General features: G+C 36.2%; 15 protein-coding genes. 7 read left to right on the top strand and 8 right to left on the bottom strand.

Annotated features, from left to right (window positions below; genetic code table 11):
* Window positions 1-38 precede the first annotated feature (38 nt).
* From AACZ41_RS00475 to AACZ41_RS00485, 3 genes are read left to right on the top strand one after another with little or no spacing between them, the layout of a single operon-like run.
* Window positions 39-1712, top strand: coding sequence for a glycosyltransferase family 39 protein (locus tag AACZ41_RS00475; RefSeq protein ID WP_339625375.1), 1674 nt, complete (start codon window positions 39-41; stop codon window positions 1710-1712).
* Window positions 1712-2365, top strand: coding sequence for a DUF4271 domain-containing protein (locus AACZ41_RS00480; protein WP_339625377.1), 654 nt, complete (start codon window positions 1712-1714; stop codon window positions 2363-2365). Before AACZ41_RS00475 ends, AACZ41_RS00480 begins: the two co-directional genes overlap by 1 nt.
* A gap of 8 nt (window positions 2366-2373) precedes the next feature.
* A complete protein-coding gene (locus AACZ41_RS00485) occupies window positions 2374-3117 on the top strand; it encodes a uroporphyrinogen-III synthase (protein ID WP_339625379.1) in 744 nt (247 codons plus the stop codon).
* Window positions 3118-3171: 54 nt separating this feature from the next.
* On the opposite strand, the gene pckA is transcribed toward AACZ41_RS00485, so the two are convergent.
* From pckA to AACZ41_RS00505, 4 genes are all read right to left on the bottom strand, one after another.
* Window positions 3172-4788 carry a phosphoenolpyruvate carboxykinase (ATP) gene (gene pckA / locus AACZ41_RS00490; protein ID WP_339625381.1) on the bottom strand — a complete coding sequence of 539 codons (1617 nt, stop codon included), beginning with the start codon at window positions 4786-4788 and terminating at the stop codon, window positions 3172-3174.
* A 252-nt stretch (window positions 4789-5040) separates the two neighbouring features.
* Complete coding sequence (locus tag AACZ41_RS00495; RefSeq protein WP_339625383.1) at window positions 5041-6174, bottom strand: glycerate kinase; 1134 nt, start codon at window positions 6172-6174, stop codon at window positions 5041-5043.
* Complete coding sequence (locus AACZ41_RS00500) at window positions 6171-7640, bottom strand: DASS family sodium-coupled anion symporter (RefSeq protein ID WP_339625385.1); 1470 nt, start codon at window positions 7638-7640, stop codon at window positions 6171-6173. The genes AACZ41_RS00495 and AACZ41_RS00500 overlap by 4 nt, the downstream gene beginning before the upstream one ends.
* Before the next feature lie 42 nt (window positions 7641-7682).
* Window positions 7683-8090, bottom strand: a complete 408-nt coding sequence (locus AACZ41_RS00505) for a DUF423 domain-containing protein (RefSeq protein WP_339625387.1) — start codon at window positions 8088-8090, stop codon at window positions 7683-7685.
* Window positions 8091-8171: 81 nt separating this feature from the next.
* On the opposite strand from AACZ41_RS00505, the gene AACZ41_RS00510 reads away from it, so the two are divergent.
* Entirely contained in the window at window positions 8172-9545 is a 1374-nt protein-coding gene (locus AACZ41_RS00510) for a saccharopine dehydrogenase family protein (protein ID WP_339625389.1), read from the top strand.
* Between the two features lie 61 nt (window positions 9546-9606).
* Window positions 9607-10077: an Lrp/AsnC ligand binding domain-containing protein gene (locus tag AACZ41_RS00515; RefSeq protein WP_339625391.1), complete on the top strand. Its 471-nt coding sequence runs from the start codon at window positions 9607-9609 to the stop codon at window positions 10075-10077.
* 57 nt (window positions 10078-10134) lie between these two features.
* On the opposite strand, the gene AACZ41_RS00520 is transcribed toward AACZ41_RS00515, so the two are convergent.
* From AACZ41_RS00520 to AACZ41_RS00535, 4 genes are all read right to left on the bottom strand, one after another.
* Window positions 10135-10830 (bottom strand): zinc metallopeptidase, encoded by a 696-nt coding sequence (locus AACZ41_RS00520; RefSeq protein ID WP_339625393.1) that lies wholly within the window; start codon window positions 10828-10830, stop codon window positions 10135-10137.
* Between the two features lie 135 nt (window positions 10831-10965).
* The gene (ald, locus tag AACZ41_RS00525) at window positions 10966-12066 is read right to left on the bottom strand and encodes an alanine dehydrogenase (protein ID WP_091620846.1); all 1101 of its coding nucleotides are present in this window, start codon (window positions 12064-12066) and stop codon (window positions 10966-10968) included.
* Between the two features lie 141 nt (window positions 12067-12207).
* Window positions 12208-12462 carry a SemiSWEET transporter gene (locus AACZ41_RS00530; RefSeq protein ID WP_339625397.1) on the bottom strand — a complete coding sequence of 85 codons (255 nt, stop codon included), beginning with the start codon at window positions 12460-12462 and terminating at the stop codon, window positions 12208-12210.
* Between the two features lie 207 nt (window positions 12463-12669).
* On the bottom strand, window positions 12670-15675 hold the full coding sequence (locus AACZ41_RS00535; protein WP_339625399.1) for a class I tRNA ligase family protein: 3006 nt from the start codon (window positions 15673-15675) through the stop codon (window positions 12670-12672).
* Window positions 15676-15812: 137 nt separating this feature from the next.
* On the opposite strand from AACZ41_RS00535, the gene AACZ41_RS00540 reads away from it, so the two are divergent.
* Complete coding sequence (locus tag AACZ41_RS00540) at window positions 15813-17693, top strand: T9SS type B sorting domain-containing protein (RefSeq protein WP_339625401.1); 1881 nt, start codon at window positions 15813-15815, stop codon at window positions 17691-17693.
* 65 nt (window positions 17694-17758) lie between these two features.
* A complete protein-coding gene (locus AACZ41_RS00545; protein WP_339625403.1) occupies window positions 17759-18637 on the top strand; it encodes a permease-like cell division protein FtsX in 879 nt (292 codons plus the stop codon).
* The last annotated feature ends 4 nt before the right edge of the window (window positions 18638-18641 follow it).

Consider the following 18641-nt stretch of genomic DNA (forward strand, 5'->3'; position numbering starts at 1 on the left):
CTTAAATTTGTAATTTTGCCATCAAGTATCCTATGCGAATGTTAACTAAAATTCCAAAGCAGTTCTATTTTTTTCTAGCTGCTATTTTCATTCTTAATGTCATTCAATCTAGTTTTACGCAACTCATTTTTGACGAAGCTTACTACTGGTATTACAGCCAAAACATGGCTTGGGGTTATTTTGACCACCCACCAATGGTCGCCTTATTGATTAAAATAAGTAGCTACTTTTTTAATGGTGAACTAGGGGTTCGGTTTATGAGCTGTGTTCTATCTGCCATTAATATCATTTTGCTTTGGCTAATGATTGACAACCCCAAAAAGAACGATTATATAAAACATTTTTTTGTGTTGGTTTTTTCTATGACACTTTTAAATGCTTATGGGTTCTTTACATTACCCGATACGCCCCTTCTGTTTTTTACAAGTTGTTTTTTATTGACCTACAAGCATTTTATCAAAAAACCAACAGTAGGTCTCTCAATATTGCTGGGTGTATTTATGGCAGCGTTAATGTACAGTAAGTATCATGCTGTACTTGTAATTTTCTTTGTTCTACTTTCAAATCTAAAATTAGTAAAAAACAAATATGCTTGGCTTGCCGTTTTCGTAGCCCTTCTTTCTTATACTCCTCATTTTTATTGGTTATATGAAAATGACCTTGTATCCATTAAATATCATCTATACGAAAGACCCAATGGCGCTTATAGCTTTGAGAAATATACCTTAGGTTTTTTCGTGAATCTAGTAGCTGTTTTCGGCCTTACCTTTCCCTTTATTTACAAGGCTCTTTTTAAAACTAAAGGCAATGATTTATTTACAAAAGCACTTATCTACCTCACCTATGGTGTAATTCTATTTTTCTTTGTTTCTAGTTTTAATAGAAGAGTACAGACACAGTGGATTATTATCATTTGTATTCCCTTGGTCATGATCACCTTTAATTACATGCTTCAGAACAAACAAGCATTAACATGGATTTTTAGGCTAGGGCTTATAAATACGATAATTATCATCTATCTAAGAATGGGGCTCTCCTATCAACCTCTTCTTTTTAATTTCTATTATGAAACGCACGGCAATAAAGAATGGGCCCAGGCGATTGAAGATGAAGTTGGAAAAATACCTGTTGTGTTTGAAAATTCTTATAGAAATGCCCCGATGTATTCTTTCTACACCAATGGCACACCAACATTTTCTTTGAATAATTATATGTACCGTAAAAATCAGTATTCAATAGATAATTCGGAAGAGAAGATACGAGGCAAAGATATTGCTTACATTTCAAAATATATTAACGACAACTCATTTTCTTATCAAAGGGAAGATGGTGGACTATATAAAGGAAAGTATATACCAAATTTTCAATCTTTTCGAAAGGTTGAATGTATAGTGGAAGACACCGAAGAAACTTTAAATTCGGATAAAAATATTAAGCTAAAGGTTTTTAACCCCTATAAAGAGCCCATCGAATTGAGCAAACTGAAATTTGCAATCACCTACTTGGATAATTACAAAATGCCAAAGGAAACTTTAAAAATAGTGCTTGAAGCTGTAGATCCAAATACCACAATACTAAAACAACAGGACACTACTAATTTTACATTTCACTTACCAAAAACTAAAATGGAAAACATAGGTTACTTTAGGGTAGTCATTTCTGAGAACCATCTCTATTTTGGCTTAAACGGAAAACCAATTCCAATCAAATAATGGAACCTATTGCCAGAACATTCTCTCAAAACGATTGGATTACCATAACATTAATGGTAAGTCTTCTGTTTCCATTAATTGCAAAAAGCATCTATTATTCCCGCTTTTTTAGTTTTATAATTCTACCATTTAACAACAAGTACATAACCATGTACACCAAGAAAGAGAAACTATTCAATTGGTTCCATATACTGTTAAGCATTTTTCAAATTATAAATACTACACTATTTATAATTTTTATTTGGCGTATATATATGCCTACTTCTCAGGTCAAAAATCCCTTTATTTTTCCGTTATTGCTTGCAGGTGTTTTCCTATTCTTAAGTATAAAAACTATGGCGCAATTGATCAACGGTTTTATATTTAATTCTTATGATATTTTCAACGAACTGGTTTTTAGGAAATTAACCTATCTTAATTATTCAAGCATTGTTCTTTTTATTGCAAATATTCTTTTAACCTACGTTTTTATTGACTCGAGAATCGTTATCTATATTGCTGTTTTTCTATTCTTGATCATTAATATAATTGGCTGGGTGACAGTACTAAGGAATTACCAAAATTTTATTAGCTCCTATTTTTTCTATTTTATTTTGTACCTTTGCGCACTCGAAATTGCACCCTTAGTTATTATGGGAAGCTTTCTAAAATAGCGCAACGTATGAAAGTAAAAACGATTTTGGTCTCTCAACCAGAGCCAAAAATGGAAAATTCTCCCTATTCCAAACTTATCGATAAAGAAAAGGTAAAGGTTGATTTTAGACCGTTTATTCATGTAGAAGGAGTTGACGCAAAAAGTGTGCGTCAGCAAAAAATAGATCTAAATGATTTTACTGCTATTATCTTAACCAGTAGAAATGCAGTAGACCACTTCTTTAGAATCGCAGAAGAGATGCGTTTTAAAGTACCAGATTCAATGAAATACTTCTGTCAATCAGAAGCCGTGGCGTACTATCTTCAAAAATACGTTGTCTACAGAAAACGCAAAATCTATGTAGGAAAACGATTATTTACAGATTTAGTGCCTTTGATCAAGAAATATAAAGACGAAAAATTCTTATTACCTTCTTCCGATGTACTTAAATTAGATGTACCCGACACTTTAGAAACTCTAAATATCAATTGGAAACGAGCCATTTTTTACAAAACGGTTATTAGCGACCTTTCCGACTTAAGAAATGTTTATTATGATATTTTAGTGTTCTTTAGTCCTTCTGGGATAGAATCTCTATTACAGAACTTTCCAGATTTTGAACAAAAAGAAACTAGAATTGCAGTATTCGGTAATTCTACCGTAGACGCGGCTAATGGTGCTGGTTTAAGAATTGACATTAAAGCTCCTACTCCAGAAACACCATCAATGACTATGGCGTTACAAAAGTATATTACAAGCGTAAATAAATAACCGACTCAAAAAAGTCAATAAAAAAAGCCTTGCAATGCAAGGCTTTTTTATGTTTTAGAATGCGTACCGTTGTGGTCCGCCCCTTCTAATTTCTTCAGTGGCATAACTTTCATACTTTTTAAAGTTTTCCCTAAAGGCATTTGTTAATTTAAATGCTGTCGTGTAATATTTTTCATCATTGTTCCAAGTTGCTCTCGGACTCAAAACAGATGTTGGCACACCAGGACATTCCCTGGGCTGAGCAACTCCGAATACAGAATGAATATGATATCTATCATAAGAGTATAGACCTAAATCACCATTCAAGGCAGCAGATATCATAGCCCTGGTATATTTTAACTTCATTCGTGTTCCAATTCCGTATGGGCCTCCGGTCCAACCAGTATTCACCAACCAAACGTCTACACCAGACTCCTTCATTTTCTTACTCAACATCTCAGCATATTTCGTTGGATGCAATGGCATAAATGGAGCACCAAAGCATGCAGAAAAAGAAGGTACCGGCTCAACTACCCCAGCTTCTGTACCCGCAACTTTAGCCGTGTAGCCTGATATAAAATGATATGCAGCTTGACTGGGAGTTAGCTTGGATATTGGAGGCAACACCCCAAATGCATCGGCAGTTAAAAAGAAAATATTCTTAACATTTTTACCAATTGATGGCTGCTGTATGTTATCAATATGATGTATTGGATAACTAACTCTAGTATTCTGAGTTATAGAGGTATCGGCAAAATCGACATTGCCTTTGTCATCCAATACTACATTTTCTAATATAGCACCTGATTTTATAGCTCCATAAATTTCAGGCTCTTGCTCTTCAGATAAATTAATCACTTTAGCATAGCAACCACCTTCAAAATTAAAAACGGTATTTCTACTCGTCCAACCATGTTCATCATCACCAATTAACTTTCTATTCGGATCCGTTGATAAGGTTGTTTTACCTGTACCAGATAATCCAAAAAAGATAGCCGTATCGCCATCTTCACCTACATTCGCTGAACAATGCATTGGCAAGGTTTCTTTATAAACCGGTAAAATAAAGTTCAACGCTGAGAAAATACCTTTCTTGATTTCACCTGTATAACCCGTACCACCAATAAGTGCAATTTTATCAGTAAAATTTAGTATCGCAAAATTATGTTGTCTTGTTCCGTCTGATTCTGCATCTGCCATAAACCCTGGAGCGTTGATAACAGTCCACTCAGGAGTGAAATCTTCTAACTCAGCTTCTGTAGGGCGCAAAAACATATTATAAGCAAACATATTAGACCACGGATACTCGTTGATGACCCTAATACTTAATTGGTATTCAGGATCTGCACATGCATAACTATCCCTAACGAAAAGTTCCTTTTGATTTAAGTAGCCTATAACCTTTGAATATAACGAATCAAATTTTTCCTTTTCAAACGGAATATTAATATTGCCCCACCATACTTTATCTTTCGTAATATCATCTTTTACGATAAAACGATCCATAGGAGACCTCCCAGTAAATTCACCTGTATTGACTGCAAGCGTACCATTGCTAGTTTCAACTCCCATATCCATTTCTAGAGTAGCCTTCTGCAGTTGTTCGGGGTCTTCTTGGTAATGAAAATTAGAATGTGTTATCCCATATTTTTTTAGGGATATTGTATTCGCATTTGTTGTTGAGCTTTTCATGTTTTTGAAAATTTAATCAAGTAAAACTAAAAAAATAAAAGGTGAACCCTTGGTTTTCAGAGCTTAATTAGCCCTAAACCTCGTCGAAATATGAATTCAATTAAAGAATGATGAAATTTAAAAAAAATTCGCACCTAAACTATTCTATTTATTACAGTAAATTAAACTATAACGTAATTAGAGTGCATTATTGTTGATTTTGATACTATATTTTAAGAAATAAATAAAATTTAATACTTTTTTAGAAAGATTTTATTTATTCAATAATTTAAAATATTCGATAGTTTTAGCAGTCAACAAGCCTGCAGCATGCTTCATATTATAAGCAAGGTCTTTAGTATAATCCTGTATTTCAAACACATCAAAAACACCTTGCTTTTTTAGTTGCTCTTTTTCTATCTCCAACTTTCCACAAATAGCAATTACCGGAATATTTTCACGAACACCTAAGGCAAGAACACCTTGAATTAACTTCCCATTCAATGTCTGTTCATCAATTTTACCTTCTCCCGTAATTAAGTAATCAAAACGTTCTTTGCTCAATAAAGCATTTACACCTGAAAGCTCTAAAACAAAATCTATCCCACTTAAATAATCTGCTCCAAGAAAAGATTTAAGTCCATATGCTACCCCTCCTGCAGCACCTGAACCTGGTAGCATAGCATTTTGAAAATTGTATTTTTCCAATACTACCCTATCCAAATTTTTTAGGCCAGAATCTAATTCTTGAATCATCTGTTCTGATGCTCCTTTTTGTGCAGCATAAACATGTGCCGCACCGTTTTCACCAAATAAGGGATTTGTAACGTCATTTATGGCAAAAAACTTAACCTGCTTTAAACCTTCTAAAACATCTGTATCATCAATAGATTTAATTTGACTCAAACTAGAACCAGTTGCTTTAAGCTTCTTGCCATTTTCATCTAAGAAAGAATACCCTAAGGCTTGTAATATGCCAATTCCGCCATCGTTAGTTGCGCTTCCGCCCAAACCTACATACACGTTCTTTATGCCTTTTTGAACAGCATCCTTTATTTGTAGTCCCGTACCATATGTACTTGTCAACATAGGATTTCTTTCTTCGGGAGTAAGCAGCTCCATACCTGACGCATTTGCTAATTCAATAAATGCCGAATTGGCTTCTTTATTATATAGGTAGTAAGACTGTATTGGTTTCCCTAAAGGATTTTCACTAATTACCTGAACTGAAACACAAGGTTTATAATAAGCTACCGCATTCATAAAACCATCACCGCCATCAGAGGCTTTAATGTAGTGTGAAGTAAATTGAACTCCTGCTTTTTCCACACCTGTAATAAAAGCCTTAGACACTTCCTCGCTTGTTAATGAGCCTTTAAATTTATCAGGGATAAGCAATAGTTTCATTTGTTCAGATTTTGCGGGAAACTATCAATAGCAATGTTCCATAATTCTGGGAGTACAAAATATACGAAAAAGGTTAATATAAATATAGATATTATATTCATAACGATTCCTTTACTCACCATATCGGGAATTCTTAAATATCCTGAACCGAAAACTACAGCATTGGGTGGCGTAGCTACTGGAAGCATAAAAGCACATGACGCCGCCACAGCCGCACCGACCATTAATACAAACGGATGCACATCTATTGTAAGGGCCATTGGTGCCAATACCGGCAATAACATGGCAGTAGTTGCTAGATTTGACGTTATTTCGGTTAAAAAATTAACCGCAGCAATTAAAACTAAAACCAAAACTAAAATTGGCAATCCGGCAAGGGACGTCATCTGACTTCCTATCCAAGATGCTAATCCGCTTTCTTCAAATCCTTTTGCTAAAGCCATACCTCCACCGAAAAGTAAAATAATACCCCAAGGCATTTTTACGGCCTCTTCCCAATTTATCAATTGTTCTCCTTTTTTCTTTGAAGGAATTAAAAACAAAACAATGGCAAAAAATATAGCAATAATGGTATCGTCTAGACCAGGTAATATCTTTTGCAGCAGAAAAGACCTAGTAATCCAACAAAAGGCTGTAAGCGCAAAAACAAAAGCCACCACTTTCTCTTCGTAACTAATTTTACCAAGCTTTGATAATAAACGTTTTATCTCCTCCTTACCACCAGGGAAAGTCTTTTGCTTGAAGGTGAAAGCATACTTTGTTAAATATTTCCAGCAGATAAATATTAAAATTATAGAGATTGGCAACCCAAAAATAAACCATTGCATGAACGTTATTTCATAGCCATAGGTATCTAAAACCACACCGGCCAACACTAAGTTTGGCGGTGTACCAATCAACGTTGCCAAACCACCAATAGAGGCGCTATAAGCAATAGCCAGCATTAAGGCTTTACCGAAGGTCTGATTTTCATCTTCTATGGTATCAGGATTATCTTGTAGCTGCTTAATAATAGCTAAACCTATAGGAAGCATCATCACAGCAGTTGCCGTATTCGAAATCCACATCGATAAAAATGCGGTTGCTACCATGAAACCAAGAATTATTTTCCGAACATCAGAACCTATCAAACTAATAATGTTCAAGGCAATTCTACGATGTAGATTCCATTTTTCGATTGCTATGGCAATAATGAAGCCACCCATATAAAGAAACACATATTTATGCCCGAAGGATCCTGAAGTGGCCGATAAATCCAATCCGCCAGAAAGTGGAAATATTATTATCGGAAGTAATGCGGTCACCGCAATCGGAATCGCCTCCGTTATCCACCAAATAGCAATCCAAATTGTTGATGCCAATACGGCATTGGCTTGCTCAGAAAGACCTTCTGGATGAAAAAAGAAAAGAATTAAAAAAAAGGAAACCGGACCTAAAACAAGTCCCAATAATTTTGTTTTACTCATGTGTGCGTATCATTACGAGTTGAAAATACATCTTTCTTAGCTCTAACCTACTTTCTTCTTTTTTAAAACTTGTGATTTCATAATTGCGAAAAACATTAACACCCAAGCAGCTATTAAGAAAACACCCCCTATTGGCGTAACAATACCAAACATTTTAAAATCGAATTGCATTAAATCGTTCAACGCCAAAATATAAATAGAAAAGGAAAACAAAACCACCCCAATTACCACGCATAGATATATAGGCCTTTTTGATTTGAGCATGCTATCGGGCAGCAAAGCTAGAACAAATAGAAAAAATGTATGATACATTTGATAGCGAACACCTGTTTCAAATGTGGCGACCGCATCTAAATCGACTAAATTTTTTAACCCATGTGCGCCAAAAGCACCAAGAACAACTGCCAACATACCGAACAAGCATGCAGTAATCAAAATTGTTTTTTTCATAACTTTTTCTATAACTTTCTTTATAAATGTAACAATTTGATACCTTAGTATTTTGTTACCAATCAAAAATACTGAAATCGGATGATGCGAAAAATTCTTGTTATAGGTGCTGGTAAGTCTACCTCATATTTATTAGATTATCTTTTAGGAAAAGCTGAAGAAGAAAAATTAGAAATAACCATTGGTGACATTAATCCGTCAGCTATACCAGCCGCCGTCGCCAGCCATAAACACTGCTCAGTTATTAAGCTTGACATATTTAACGAAACGGAAAGAACAAATGCTATTGCAAATGCAGACATTGTTATTTCAATGCTACCTGCACGATTTCATATTAAAGTAGCTGAAGACTGTCTTGTTCATAAAAAACACTTGGTAACTGCTTCTTACGTTAGCCCAGAGTTACTTGCCCTTGACAAAGAAGTTAAAGCAAATAATTTAGTATTCATGAATGAGATCGGTCTTGATCCGGGTGTTGACCATATGAGTGCCATGGAAGTCATTGACCGTATTCGAGATAAAGGTGGAAAAATTATACTATTTGAATCATTTTGCGGCGGATTGGTTGCACCGGAACATGACAATAACCTATGGAATTATAAGTTTACTTGGAACCCAAGAAATGTTGTTCTTGCAGGGCAAGGTGGTACCGCCAAATTTATTCAAGAAGGTACTTATAAATACATACCTTATCACCGCCTTTTTAGGCGTACAGAGTTTTTCGAAATTGAAGGGTATGGCCGTTTTGAAGGCTATGCCAATCGTGATTCTTTAGGCTATAGAGAAGCTTACGGCCTGCAAAATGCCTTAACCCTATATAGAGGAACTATGCGTCGTGTCGGCTTTTCTAAGGCATGGAATATGTTTATTCAGCTAGGAGCGACCGACGACACATACACCATTGAGAATTCTGAAAAGATGAGCTACCGAGAATTTATCAACCTCTTCTTACCATATTCGCCAACCGATTCAGTAGAATTGAAACTTAGACACTATTTAAAATTAGACCAAGATGATATTCGATGGGATAAATTATTAGAGCTAAATATATTTGACAATACAAAGTTTATAACTATTCCTAATGCCACACCCGCCCAAGCTTTACAGAAAATACTGGAAGATAGCTGGACACTTAAAGAAGAAGAAAAGGATATGATTGTTATGTACCATAAATTTGGATACGAATTAAATGGCGAAAAGAAACAAATAGACTCTAAGTTAGTTGTCATTGGTGAAAATCAAACTTTTACAGCAATGGCAAAAACTGTTGGCTTGCCCGTAGCGATGGCCGCACTGAAAATTTTGAATGGAAAAATAACTACACCAGGCGTACAGATTCCTATTTCGAAAGAAGTTTACAAACCTATTCTAGAAGAATTAAAAACATACGGTGTCAACTTTAAAGAATACGAAGTGCCTTATTTAGGATATAACCCTAATTCTGTAATTAACTAATCCTTTTTAACTATCATATTGAAACCAAATAGGTATTTTTATGTATAAATTGATATAAGACATGAAAGCATCTACTTCTTTGGCTAAAATTGATGGAATAGATAAAAAGATTTTAAGGTTTTTGATGGCAGATGCACGAAAACCAGTATTGGAAATCGCAAGAAGTATAGGAATATCTGGCGCTGCCATACATCAACGCTTAAGAAAACTGGAAGCATCGGGACTATTATCAGGTTCTAAATTCATTGTTAATCCCAAATCGTTAGGGTATACTACCATGGCTTATATAGGCATTTATTTGGATAAAGCAATGAGCAATCCTATGGCCGTCAAACAACTTGAAAAAATACCTGAAGTTTTAGAATGTCATTACACCACAGGTAACTGGTCTATTTTAATTAAAGTTTTATGCAGGGACAATGAACACCTAATGCAGGTTTTGAACAAGGAAATTCAAGCCATAGAAGGTGTATCTAGAACAGAAACTTTTATTTCCTTAGCGCAACAAATAGACCGACAAATCAGTATATAAAAGTAAAAACCTACCCATATATGGGTAGGTTTTTACTTTTATATAAGATGGTTTTTCTTAATCTCTACCTCCAAAAACTTGAAGTCCCCAATATACCAATGTCGCTAAAGAACCAATAGCTGCGACCAAATAGGTTCTTGCAGCCCATTTTAGTGCATCTTCAGAACCTTTATATTCTTCTCGAGTAACAACGTTTTTATTTTTCAACCATGACAGAGCACGATTACTCGCATCATACTCTACCGGTAAGGTTATAAAGCTAAACAATGTAGCTAAACCCATCATAACAAGACCTGCAACTGCAACCCAATATCCTAAACCTATACCAGCTGCTCCACCTAAGACCAAACCTCCAAAAACCACCCACATAGACATACCAGAAGTTACACTAACTATAGGTACTAATTTCGAACGCATACCTAACCATTCATAAGCCTGCGCATGTTGTACCGCGTGACCACATTCGTGTGCAGCAACCGCAGCTGCAGAGGCATTTCTTTGGTTATACACACCTTCACTTAAATTAACTGTTTTGTTCTTCGGATCGTAGTGATCCGTTAGCATTCCTGGAGTAGAAATTACCTTAACATCACGAATACCATGATCCGCTAACATTTTTTCTGCAATTTCAGCTCCGCTCATTCCATTTTGCAAATGCACCTTGGAATAAAACTTAAACTTACTTTTTAATTTACTACTTACTAACCAGCTCACCAAAGCAATGGCTCCGATTAATATATAATATCCCATCATAACGTTTCAATTTTTAAATCAACTAAATATAATTAAAGATTCGCTTTCTCAAGAAAATCTATTTGCAGTAAAGCAAAAACCCCGCCAAATTCCTTTCAGACTTTGTGGGGTATATTTTACTGACAAAATGTACGTTTAGGCAATCACTTCTTCCCAACCGAAAGCTTCAATTATCTCTTGATAGACCACTTCTCCCTTAACTATATTCAACCCTTTCTTTAATGATGCATCTTTCTCACAAGCTGCCTCCCAACCTAGGTTCGCTAATTTTAGTGCGTAAGACAAGGTTACATTTGTCAATGCCATTGTTGATGTATAAGGTACAGCACCCGGCATATTAGCTACGGAGTAATGCACTACATCATCAATTATATAAATTGGATCTTCATGCGTTGTTGGTCTAGTAGTTTCGACACAACCACCTTGATCTACGGCAACATCGACTATTACCGTACCAGGGCGCATTTCTTTTAACATATCTCTGGTTATTAAATTTGGTGCCTTGGCACCTTTTAACAATACACCACCAATAATTAAATCATGCGTTTTAATAAGTCTTCTAATATTAAACTCGTTTGAGAATTCAGTAACAACATGTGGAGGCATTACATCATTTACATAGCGCAAACGTTTCATATTAATATCCATAATGGTTACATGGGCACCCAAACCTGCTGCCATTTTCGCAGCTTGCACACCTACAACACCAGCACCCAACACTAAAACTTTACCTGGCGCTACACCAGGTACACCACCCAAAAGTACTCCACGACCCTTAGCCGGCTTTTCCAAGTATTTTGCACCTTGTTGTATGGCCATTCTACCAGCAACTTCAGACATAGGTGTCAAAAGCGGCAAAGTACCTTCTTCATCTTCTACCGTTTCATATGCTATACAGACCGCTTTCTGCTTTATCATTGCTTTGGTCAAGGCTTCACTTGAGGCAAAATGGAAATACGTAAACAGTATTTGCCCTTCTTGAATTAAATCATATTCTTCGGCAATGGGCTCCTTTACTTTCACAATCATTTCGCTCATGGCATAAACCTGACCTATTGTATCTAATATAATAGCTCCTGCCTGTTGGTAATCTTGATTAAAAAAACCACTGCCTTCACCAGCCTCAGACTGGACATATACTTTGTGGTTGTTCTTTACCATTTCGAAAACTCCGGCTGGTGTCATACCTACCCTGCTTTCATTGTTCTTAATTTCTTTTGGAATACCAACGATCATGATGTCTCATTTTATGTTACACCGCAAAATTGAAGCTATTTAATCAGTTATCAAACATAAAATCGATAAAAAGTAGGGGTTAATGGTTAAAAAAGATATTTTTTTTAAATTATACCCTATGTTTTTTAGGGGTTCTTAATATTATTTATATTTTATTTTCATTATTACTATCAAAACTGATAGGGTAGCCGTAATGACATTAGCCGCTATTATAGGTAGACTATTAATATAAAAACCATAAACAATCCAAAGTAAAAGTCCCATTAAGAGTACAGTATACATTGATAAAGAAATATCTTTAACTGATTTGTTTTTCCATGTTTTATATACCTGAGGAACAAATGCCGATGTAGTTAACGTTGCGGCAACCAGTCCCAATATTTCTATGTTTTCCATCGATTATCTTTTGTTGTTTACTTGCAAGCTTAGCTAAGTCATCAGTTAATCAAGTATCCCGAACTGGTAGTTAACTTCGTCGCGCCTTCTCGTGAACACGACAATAATAAAAAAATCATTGCGATCGTGCGGAACAATCTGTTCGATTCGTGTACCGAACCTACAAATCAATTCACTTTACTCGTAATTATTTAATTAAAAAGATATTTAACCTACAATATTTACAATTTTCCCAGGGACTACGATTACTTTTTTAGGTTCGCGACCTTGTAATTGTTGTTGGGTTTTTTCATTGGCCATAACCGCAGCTTCGATTTCATCTTTAGACAAGTCTAAAGAAAGCTCTAATGTGAACTTCATTTTGCCATTAAACGAAATAGGGTATTCCTTACTGCTCTCTACCAAATACTTGCCCTCAAATTTTGGAAAAGGCGCTGTGGCAATAGATGCTGAATGACCTAATTTATGCCATAATTCTTCAGCGATATGTGGTGCATATGGAGAAACCAAAATAGCTAATGGCTCTAAGATTTTCCGGCTTACACATTTCTGCGCAGAAAGTTCATTGACACAGATCATAAATGTAGATACCGACGTATTGAAACTAAAATTCTCAATATCTTCCTCTACTTTTTTGATGGTCTTGTGTAATGTCTTCCAAGATTCTTTGGTAGGCTCATCTTCGCTAACGAAAAATGACATATTCTCACCTGTATGAAACTGTCTCCATAATTTCTTTAAAAAAGAATGTGTACCTGTAATACCAGCTGTGTTCCAAGGTTTTGATTGCTCTAACGGACCTAAGAACATTTCGTACAATCGCAAACTATCCGCGCCATATTCTTCACAAATAGCATCGGGATTTACCACATTGTATTTGGACTTGGACATTTTTTCGACTTCGCGACCGACAATGTATTTCTCATTGTTATTTCCAGATATCACTCTACCGGAATTTGAAAAGAAAATTGAGTTCTTATATTCACTTAACCAATCTTTAAATCCATCCAAATCAAGTTCATCCGAACTATTTACAAGCGAAACATCAACATGTATTGGCAATATCCTATTTCTATCGACATCTGCCTTAACTAGGCTTGGACCAAAGATTCCAACCAATGTTGATTTAAGGTCAATTTGAAAATCTGCCAAAACATCATTATCTGCTATAATATTTTCATACAGATTTTTAGAAATAAATATTTTGGTACTAATAATTTCCTCATCAGAAAGAAGTCGTTCATTATTTGAATCGAATCCAGGAGTTATATCGACCCTATACGCGAACGCACTAGTCCCAGTAATCATCCCTTGATTTATAAGCTTTTTAGCAAACTCATCTTTGGGCACCAAGCCTTTATCGAACATAAATTTTTGCCAGAAACGAGAATACAATAAATGGCCTGTAGCATGCTCACTTCCACCAATATACAAATCGACATCTTGCCAGTAGTTAATCGCTTTTTGAGAGAATATTTCCTCACTATTGTGCGGGTCCATGTATCTATTGAAATACTGTGAACTACCCGCCCAACCTGGCATTGTATTTAATTCCAAAGGAAATACTGTGGTATTATTTATCTCGCTGTTTTCTACTACTTTATTTTTCAGCATATCCCATGCCCAAACCTCAGCATTCCCTAATGGTGGCTCTCCGGTTTCGGTCGGTAAATATTTTTCAACTTCAGGAAGTTTAATTGGCAAGTGTGCCGCTTCTATCATTTGAGGCATTCCATCCACATAATACACAGGAAAAGGTTCTCCCCAATATCTTTGGCGACTGAATACCGCATCGCGTAATCGGTAGTTGATCTTCCCTTCACCATGCCCTAATTTCTCCAGTTCAAAAATAGCACGTTTCACCGCTTTCTTGTACGGCAAACCATTTAGAAAATCTGAATTCGCAATCACCGTTTTATCCTTATCGGCAAATGCTTCTTCAGAAATATCAACTCCTTCAAAAATATTCGGAATCGGAATATTGAAATGTTTCGCAAAATCATAATCGCGCTGATCTCCACATGGCACGGACATTACGGCTCCTGTGCCATACCCGGCCAACACATAATCACCAATCCAAACAGGAACCGGTTCTTTTGTAAATGGATGCTCTGCGTAAGCACCTGTAAAAGCCCCAGAAATGGTTTTCACATCTGCCATACGGTCACGCTCAGAGCGTTTTGCGGTCGCCTTAATATAATTCTCCACATCTGCCTTTTGTTCAGCAGTAGTTATTTTAGATACTAATTCGTGCTCTGGTGCTAGCGTCATAAATGACACTCCAAAAATGGTATCAGGGCGAGTTGTAAAAACTTCTATTTTTTCATCATGTCCGTTTACATTGAAAATAGCTGAAGCTCCTTGACTTCTCCCGATCCAATTGGTCTGTGAATCTTTCAATGGTTGTGGCCAATCAATAGTATTCAATCCGTCTAACAAACGTTGGGCATATGCAGAAATACGCATACTCCACTGGGTCATTTTTTTACGAATAACCGTATGACCACCTCGTTCCGAAACTCCGTTGACTATTTCGTCATTTGCCAATACCGTACCCAATGCAGGACACCAATTCACTTCGGTATCCGCCAAATAGGTTAATCTATATTTTAAAAGAATTTCTTGTTTCTTAATTGCTGAGAAAGCCTTCCAATCATCCGCTGAAAACAATTCGATATCATCATCGCAAACCGCATTTACCGTAGCATTCCCATTCGTATTAAAAATAGAAATAAGCGACTCTATATCTTCCGCCTTATCGGTATCTTTATTATACCAAGAATTAAAAATTTGGATGAAAATCCACTGCGTCCACTTATAATACTCAGGACTAGAAGTACGCACCTCTCTGCTCCAATCGAACGAAAAACCTAATTGATCTAATTGCCTTCTATAGGTCTTAATATTCGCTGCCGTAGTTACTGCAGGATGCTGACCTGTTTGTATCGCATATTGCTCTGCTGGAAGTCCGAAAGAATCATACCCTTGCGGATGTAACACATTAAAACCTTTGTGTCTTTTATACCGTGCATAAATATCACTAGCAATATAACCTAATGGATGCCCCACGTGAAGTCCCGCTCCCGAAGGATAAGGGAACATATCCAGCACATAGAATTTCTCTTTGTCAGAGTCGTTTTCTGCTTTGAATGTTTGGTTTTCTGCCCAGTATTTTTGCCATTTGGCTTCAATTTCGTTGAAATTGTATTGCATGATAGTTGCTTCTTTGCGATAAGGGGCAAAAATAGGTTGAATCGATGAGAGTTAAAAAAATATTGGTGATTAACGGGTTTTGGTTTCAGTTACCCTAAAAAATCTACCCTCTTGTCTAAAAATGGTATCTTAGGTTCGTGAAAATTTTGAATCCCAAATCATTCTACTTTTGCCTATTTGTACTCTGTATAGGTTCTACAGAACTTCATTCACAACTAGGCTTTTGTGAAGGAAATTCCGGCGACCCTATTTTTACCGAAGATTTTGGCTCAGGAACTATAGACGGTCCTGCTTTACCAGCAGGTACCACAACTTATAATTTTACAACAGGAACACCTAACGACGGCTCTTACACTATTTCAAGCACCACCAACTACTTCGATTGGCTTTCAGTACAAGACCATACACCCGGCGATACCAACGGCAAATCTTTTATTGTAAATGCAAGTTTTACAGCTGGTGAGTTTTATCAACGACAGGTTTCAGGGTTATGCGAGAACACTAGTTATGAATTTTCGTCTTGGCTAATTAACCTGCAAGCTGCAAGTGGTTGTGAAGGTAATAGTATACCTGTAAATGTCCGATTTCAAATTTGGGACGAAACCGACACTAACCTATTGGCCCAAGGAGATACCGGTAGTATTGCAGCAAACTCTAGTGCCGAATGGCAACAATACGCTCTAGTTTTTAAAACGGAACCTGGCCAAACCTCGGTCATTTTAAAAATGAGAAACAATAGTAATGGCGGCTGCGGAAATGACCTCGCTATTGACGATATCGTTTTTAAATCTTGCGGAGATAATGTAACCGTTTCAACAAGCTCAAATGAACAAAGACTGGTAGTTTGCGAAGACCAAGGTGGCATTTCTAGAACTATTTCAGCGACACCAGATTTCACTATTTTCAATACCCACGCATACCAATGGCAACAAAGTACAGACCAACAAATCTGGACCGATATTGCAGGAGAAAACAACATCACTCTTTCTACACCTGCAGTCACTGCGACCACTTACTTTAGAGTTAAAACTGCTGAAGACCCCATAAATGTCAACAACAACTTATGTAATGTTGTTTCAGATGTTTTTGATATTGTTGTTTTACCTATTCCTACTGCACCAACCAGCAGCGGAGATGTTACCGTTTGTGAGGACGAAATAGGTATACTTTCTGTCTCTACACAAAACACGTATACCGTTAATTGGTATGATGCCGATACAGGAGGTAATTTAATATTAGCAAATAATCAGAATCTTGAAACCACTAGTGCCGGAACGTATTATGCCGAAGCCAATTCTACTGAAATAGAATGTGCCTCTACAACAAGAACTCCCGTCACTCTTACCGTAAACCCGCTACCCGAAGTACCCGATGACTCTTATGCTTTTTTGTGTGAAGACTCATTCATTACCCTATATGCAGAAGTGGAAAATGTTACCTATTTATGGAATACGGGGGAAACAACTCGACTTATTGATGTTTCATCTCCTGGTGAATATTCGGTTGTTGTCACCAATACTAATGGGTGTTCGGGTATTCAAAGTTTCATTGTTGAGCAAATAGATTTACCTAGAATTGAAAGCATAACTTCTGACGGACCGTCAATTATTGTTTCCACATCAAATGAAGGTAATTTCCAATATTCTTTAGATGGAAACATGTATCAAACTAGTCCTATTTTTGAAGCTGTAGAAGGTGGCTTATATACTATTTATGTTCAAGACAATGCAAATTGCGATGTGGTAACCGAAGATTTTTTCCACTTGGTAATCCCTAAATTTTTCACTCCGAATGGAGATAGCGTAAACGACCTTTTTACACCTGACGGGTTAGAAGTTTTTAGCAATGTCACTATTTCTATTTTTGACCGTTATGGAAAACTACTAAAATTCGGCAATACAAATTCAGCTTCGTGGGATGGTTTCTTTCAAGGCAACCAAATGCCTACAGACGATTATTGGTTTGTAATTGAGGCAGACACCACACAATTCAAAGGCCACTTTAGCCTTAAAAGATAACAGGATAGAATTTTAAGTTCCATTTAACTTTACTTTGCTATTTTTACTGAACTTTTAAGTGCTATATGGCTAACTCTTTCGAAAATTATCAGCGGCGCAAACTTATCTCATCCTATTTTTCAGTGGTGCTTAGTATTGCATTGGTACTATTCCTATTAGGAATTTTAGGCCTATTGGTGTTAAATACCAAAAAAATGGCTGATCGATCCAAAGAACAGATTACAATTTCTATTTTTCTAAAAGAAAACACCAAAGAAATAGAAATAGAACAATTACAAAAGACACTGGCTATGTCCGAGTATACCAAATCATCTACTTATGTTTCTAAAGAAGAAGCAGCCAAGCAACATAGCGAAGAAATAGGAGAAGATTTTGTAGATTATTTAGGATATAATCCGCTTAAAAACTCCATCGACGTAAAATTGAATGCAGATTTCGTTACCGCGGAAAAGGTTGAAGAAATTGCCACTACACTTTCGGAAAAAGGATTCGTTGACGAAGTTAGTTATGATAAGGTTTTAGTTAGCATGGTAGCTAAAAGCGTGGAAACCATTGGCTTTTGGATTTTAGTTGCAAGTGCCATATTTACTTTCATTGCCGTTTTATTGATTAACAGCTCTATTCGACTTTCAATATACTCCAAACGATTTATTATTAAAACCATGCAAATGGTAGGAGCCACCAAAACCTTTATTAGAAAACCATTTATATTGCAGAATATTAAATTAGGAATGATTGGGGCTGCAATAGCTCTGTTAGCCATTGGCGGTGTGGTTTATTATGTAAATACCAATTTCCAGGATTTAGGTCTATTTGATGAACCTTATATTCTTGTTATCTTATTTGTTAGCGTTTTTCTTTTGGGTATACTTATTTCGTTCATTAGCACCTATTTTGCGACCCAACGCTTTCTAAATCTTAGAACCGACGAATTATATTATTAAATTT

Source organism: uncultured Maribacter sp. (genome assembly GCF_963974015.1).
Taxonomy (GTDB): Bacteria; Bacteroidota; Bacteroidia; order Flavobacteriales; family Flavobacteriaceae; genus Maribacter.

Excerpts from the sequence above, each read along its gene's own strand:
- AACZ41_RS00480 (WP_339625377.1), top strand. The coding sequence starts at position 1,712 with ATGGAACCTATTGCCAGAACATTCTCTCAAAACGATTGGATTACCATA.
- AACZ41_RS00495 (WP_339625383.1), bottom strand. The coding sequence starts at position 6,174 with ATGAAACTATTGCTTATCCCTGATAAATTTAAAGGCTCATTAACAAGC.
- pckA (WP_339625381.1), bottom strand. The coding sequence starts at position 4,788 with ATGAAAAGCTCAACAACAAATGCGAATACAATATCCCTAAAAAAATAT.
- AACZ41_RS00510 (WP_339625389.1), top strand. The coding sequence starts at position 8,172 with ATGATGCGAAAAATTCTTGTTATAGGTGCTGGTAAGTCTACCTCATAT.
- AACZ41_RS00485 (WP_339625379.1), top strand. The coding sequence starts at position 2,374 with ATGAAAGTAAAAACGATTTTGGTCTCTCAACCAGAGCCAAAAATGGAA.
- AACZ41_RS00500 (WP_339625385.1), bottom strand. The coding sequence starts at position 7,640 with ATGAGTAAAACAAAATTATTGGGACTTGTTTTAGGTCCGGTTTCCTTT.
- AACZ41_RS00530 (WP_339625397.1), bottom strand. The coding sequence starts at position 12,462 with ATGGAAAACATAGAAATATTGGGACTGGTTGCCGCAACGTTAACTACA.
- AACZ41_RS00535 (WP_339625399.1), bottom strand. The coding sequence starts at position 15,675 with ATGCAATACAATTTCAACGAAATTGAAGCCAAATGGCAAAAATACTGG.
- AACZ41_RS00520 (WP_339625393.1), bottom strand. The coding sequence starts at position 10,830 with ATGATGGGATATTATATATTAATCGGAGCCATTGCTTTGGTGAGCTGG.
- AACZ41_RS00475 (WP_339625375.1), top strand. The coding sequence starts at position 39 with ATGTTAACTAAAATTCCAAAGCAGTTCTATTTTTTTCTAGCTGCTATT.
- ald (WP_091620846.1), bottom strand. The coding sequence starts at position 12,066 with ATGATCGTTGGTATTCCAAAAGAAATTAAGAACAATGAAAGCAGGGTA.
- AACZ41_RS00515 (WP_339625391.1), top strand. The coding sequence starts at position 9,607 with ATGAAAGCATCTACTTCTTTGGCTAAAATTGATGGAATAGATAAAAAG.
- AACZ41_RS00545 (WP_339625403.1), top strand. The coding sequence starts at position 17,759 with ATGGCTAACTCTTTCGAAAATTATCAGCGGCGCAAACTTATCTCATCC.
- AACZ41_RS00505 (WP_339625387.1), bottom strand. The coding sequence starts at position 8,090 with ATGAAAAAAACAATTTTGATTACTGCATGCTTGTTCGGTATGTTGGCA.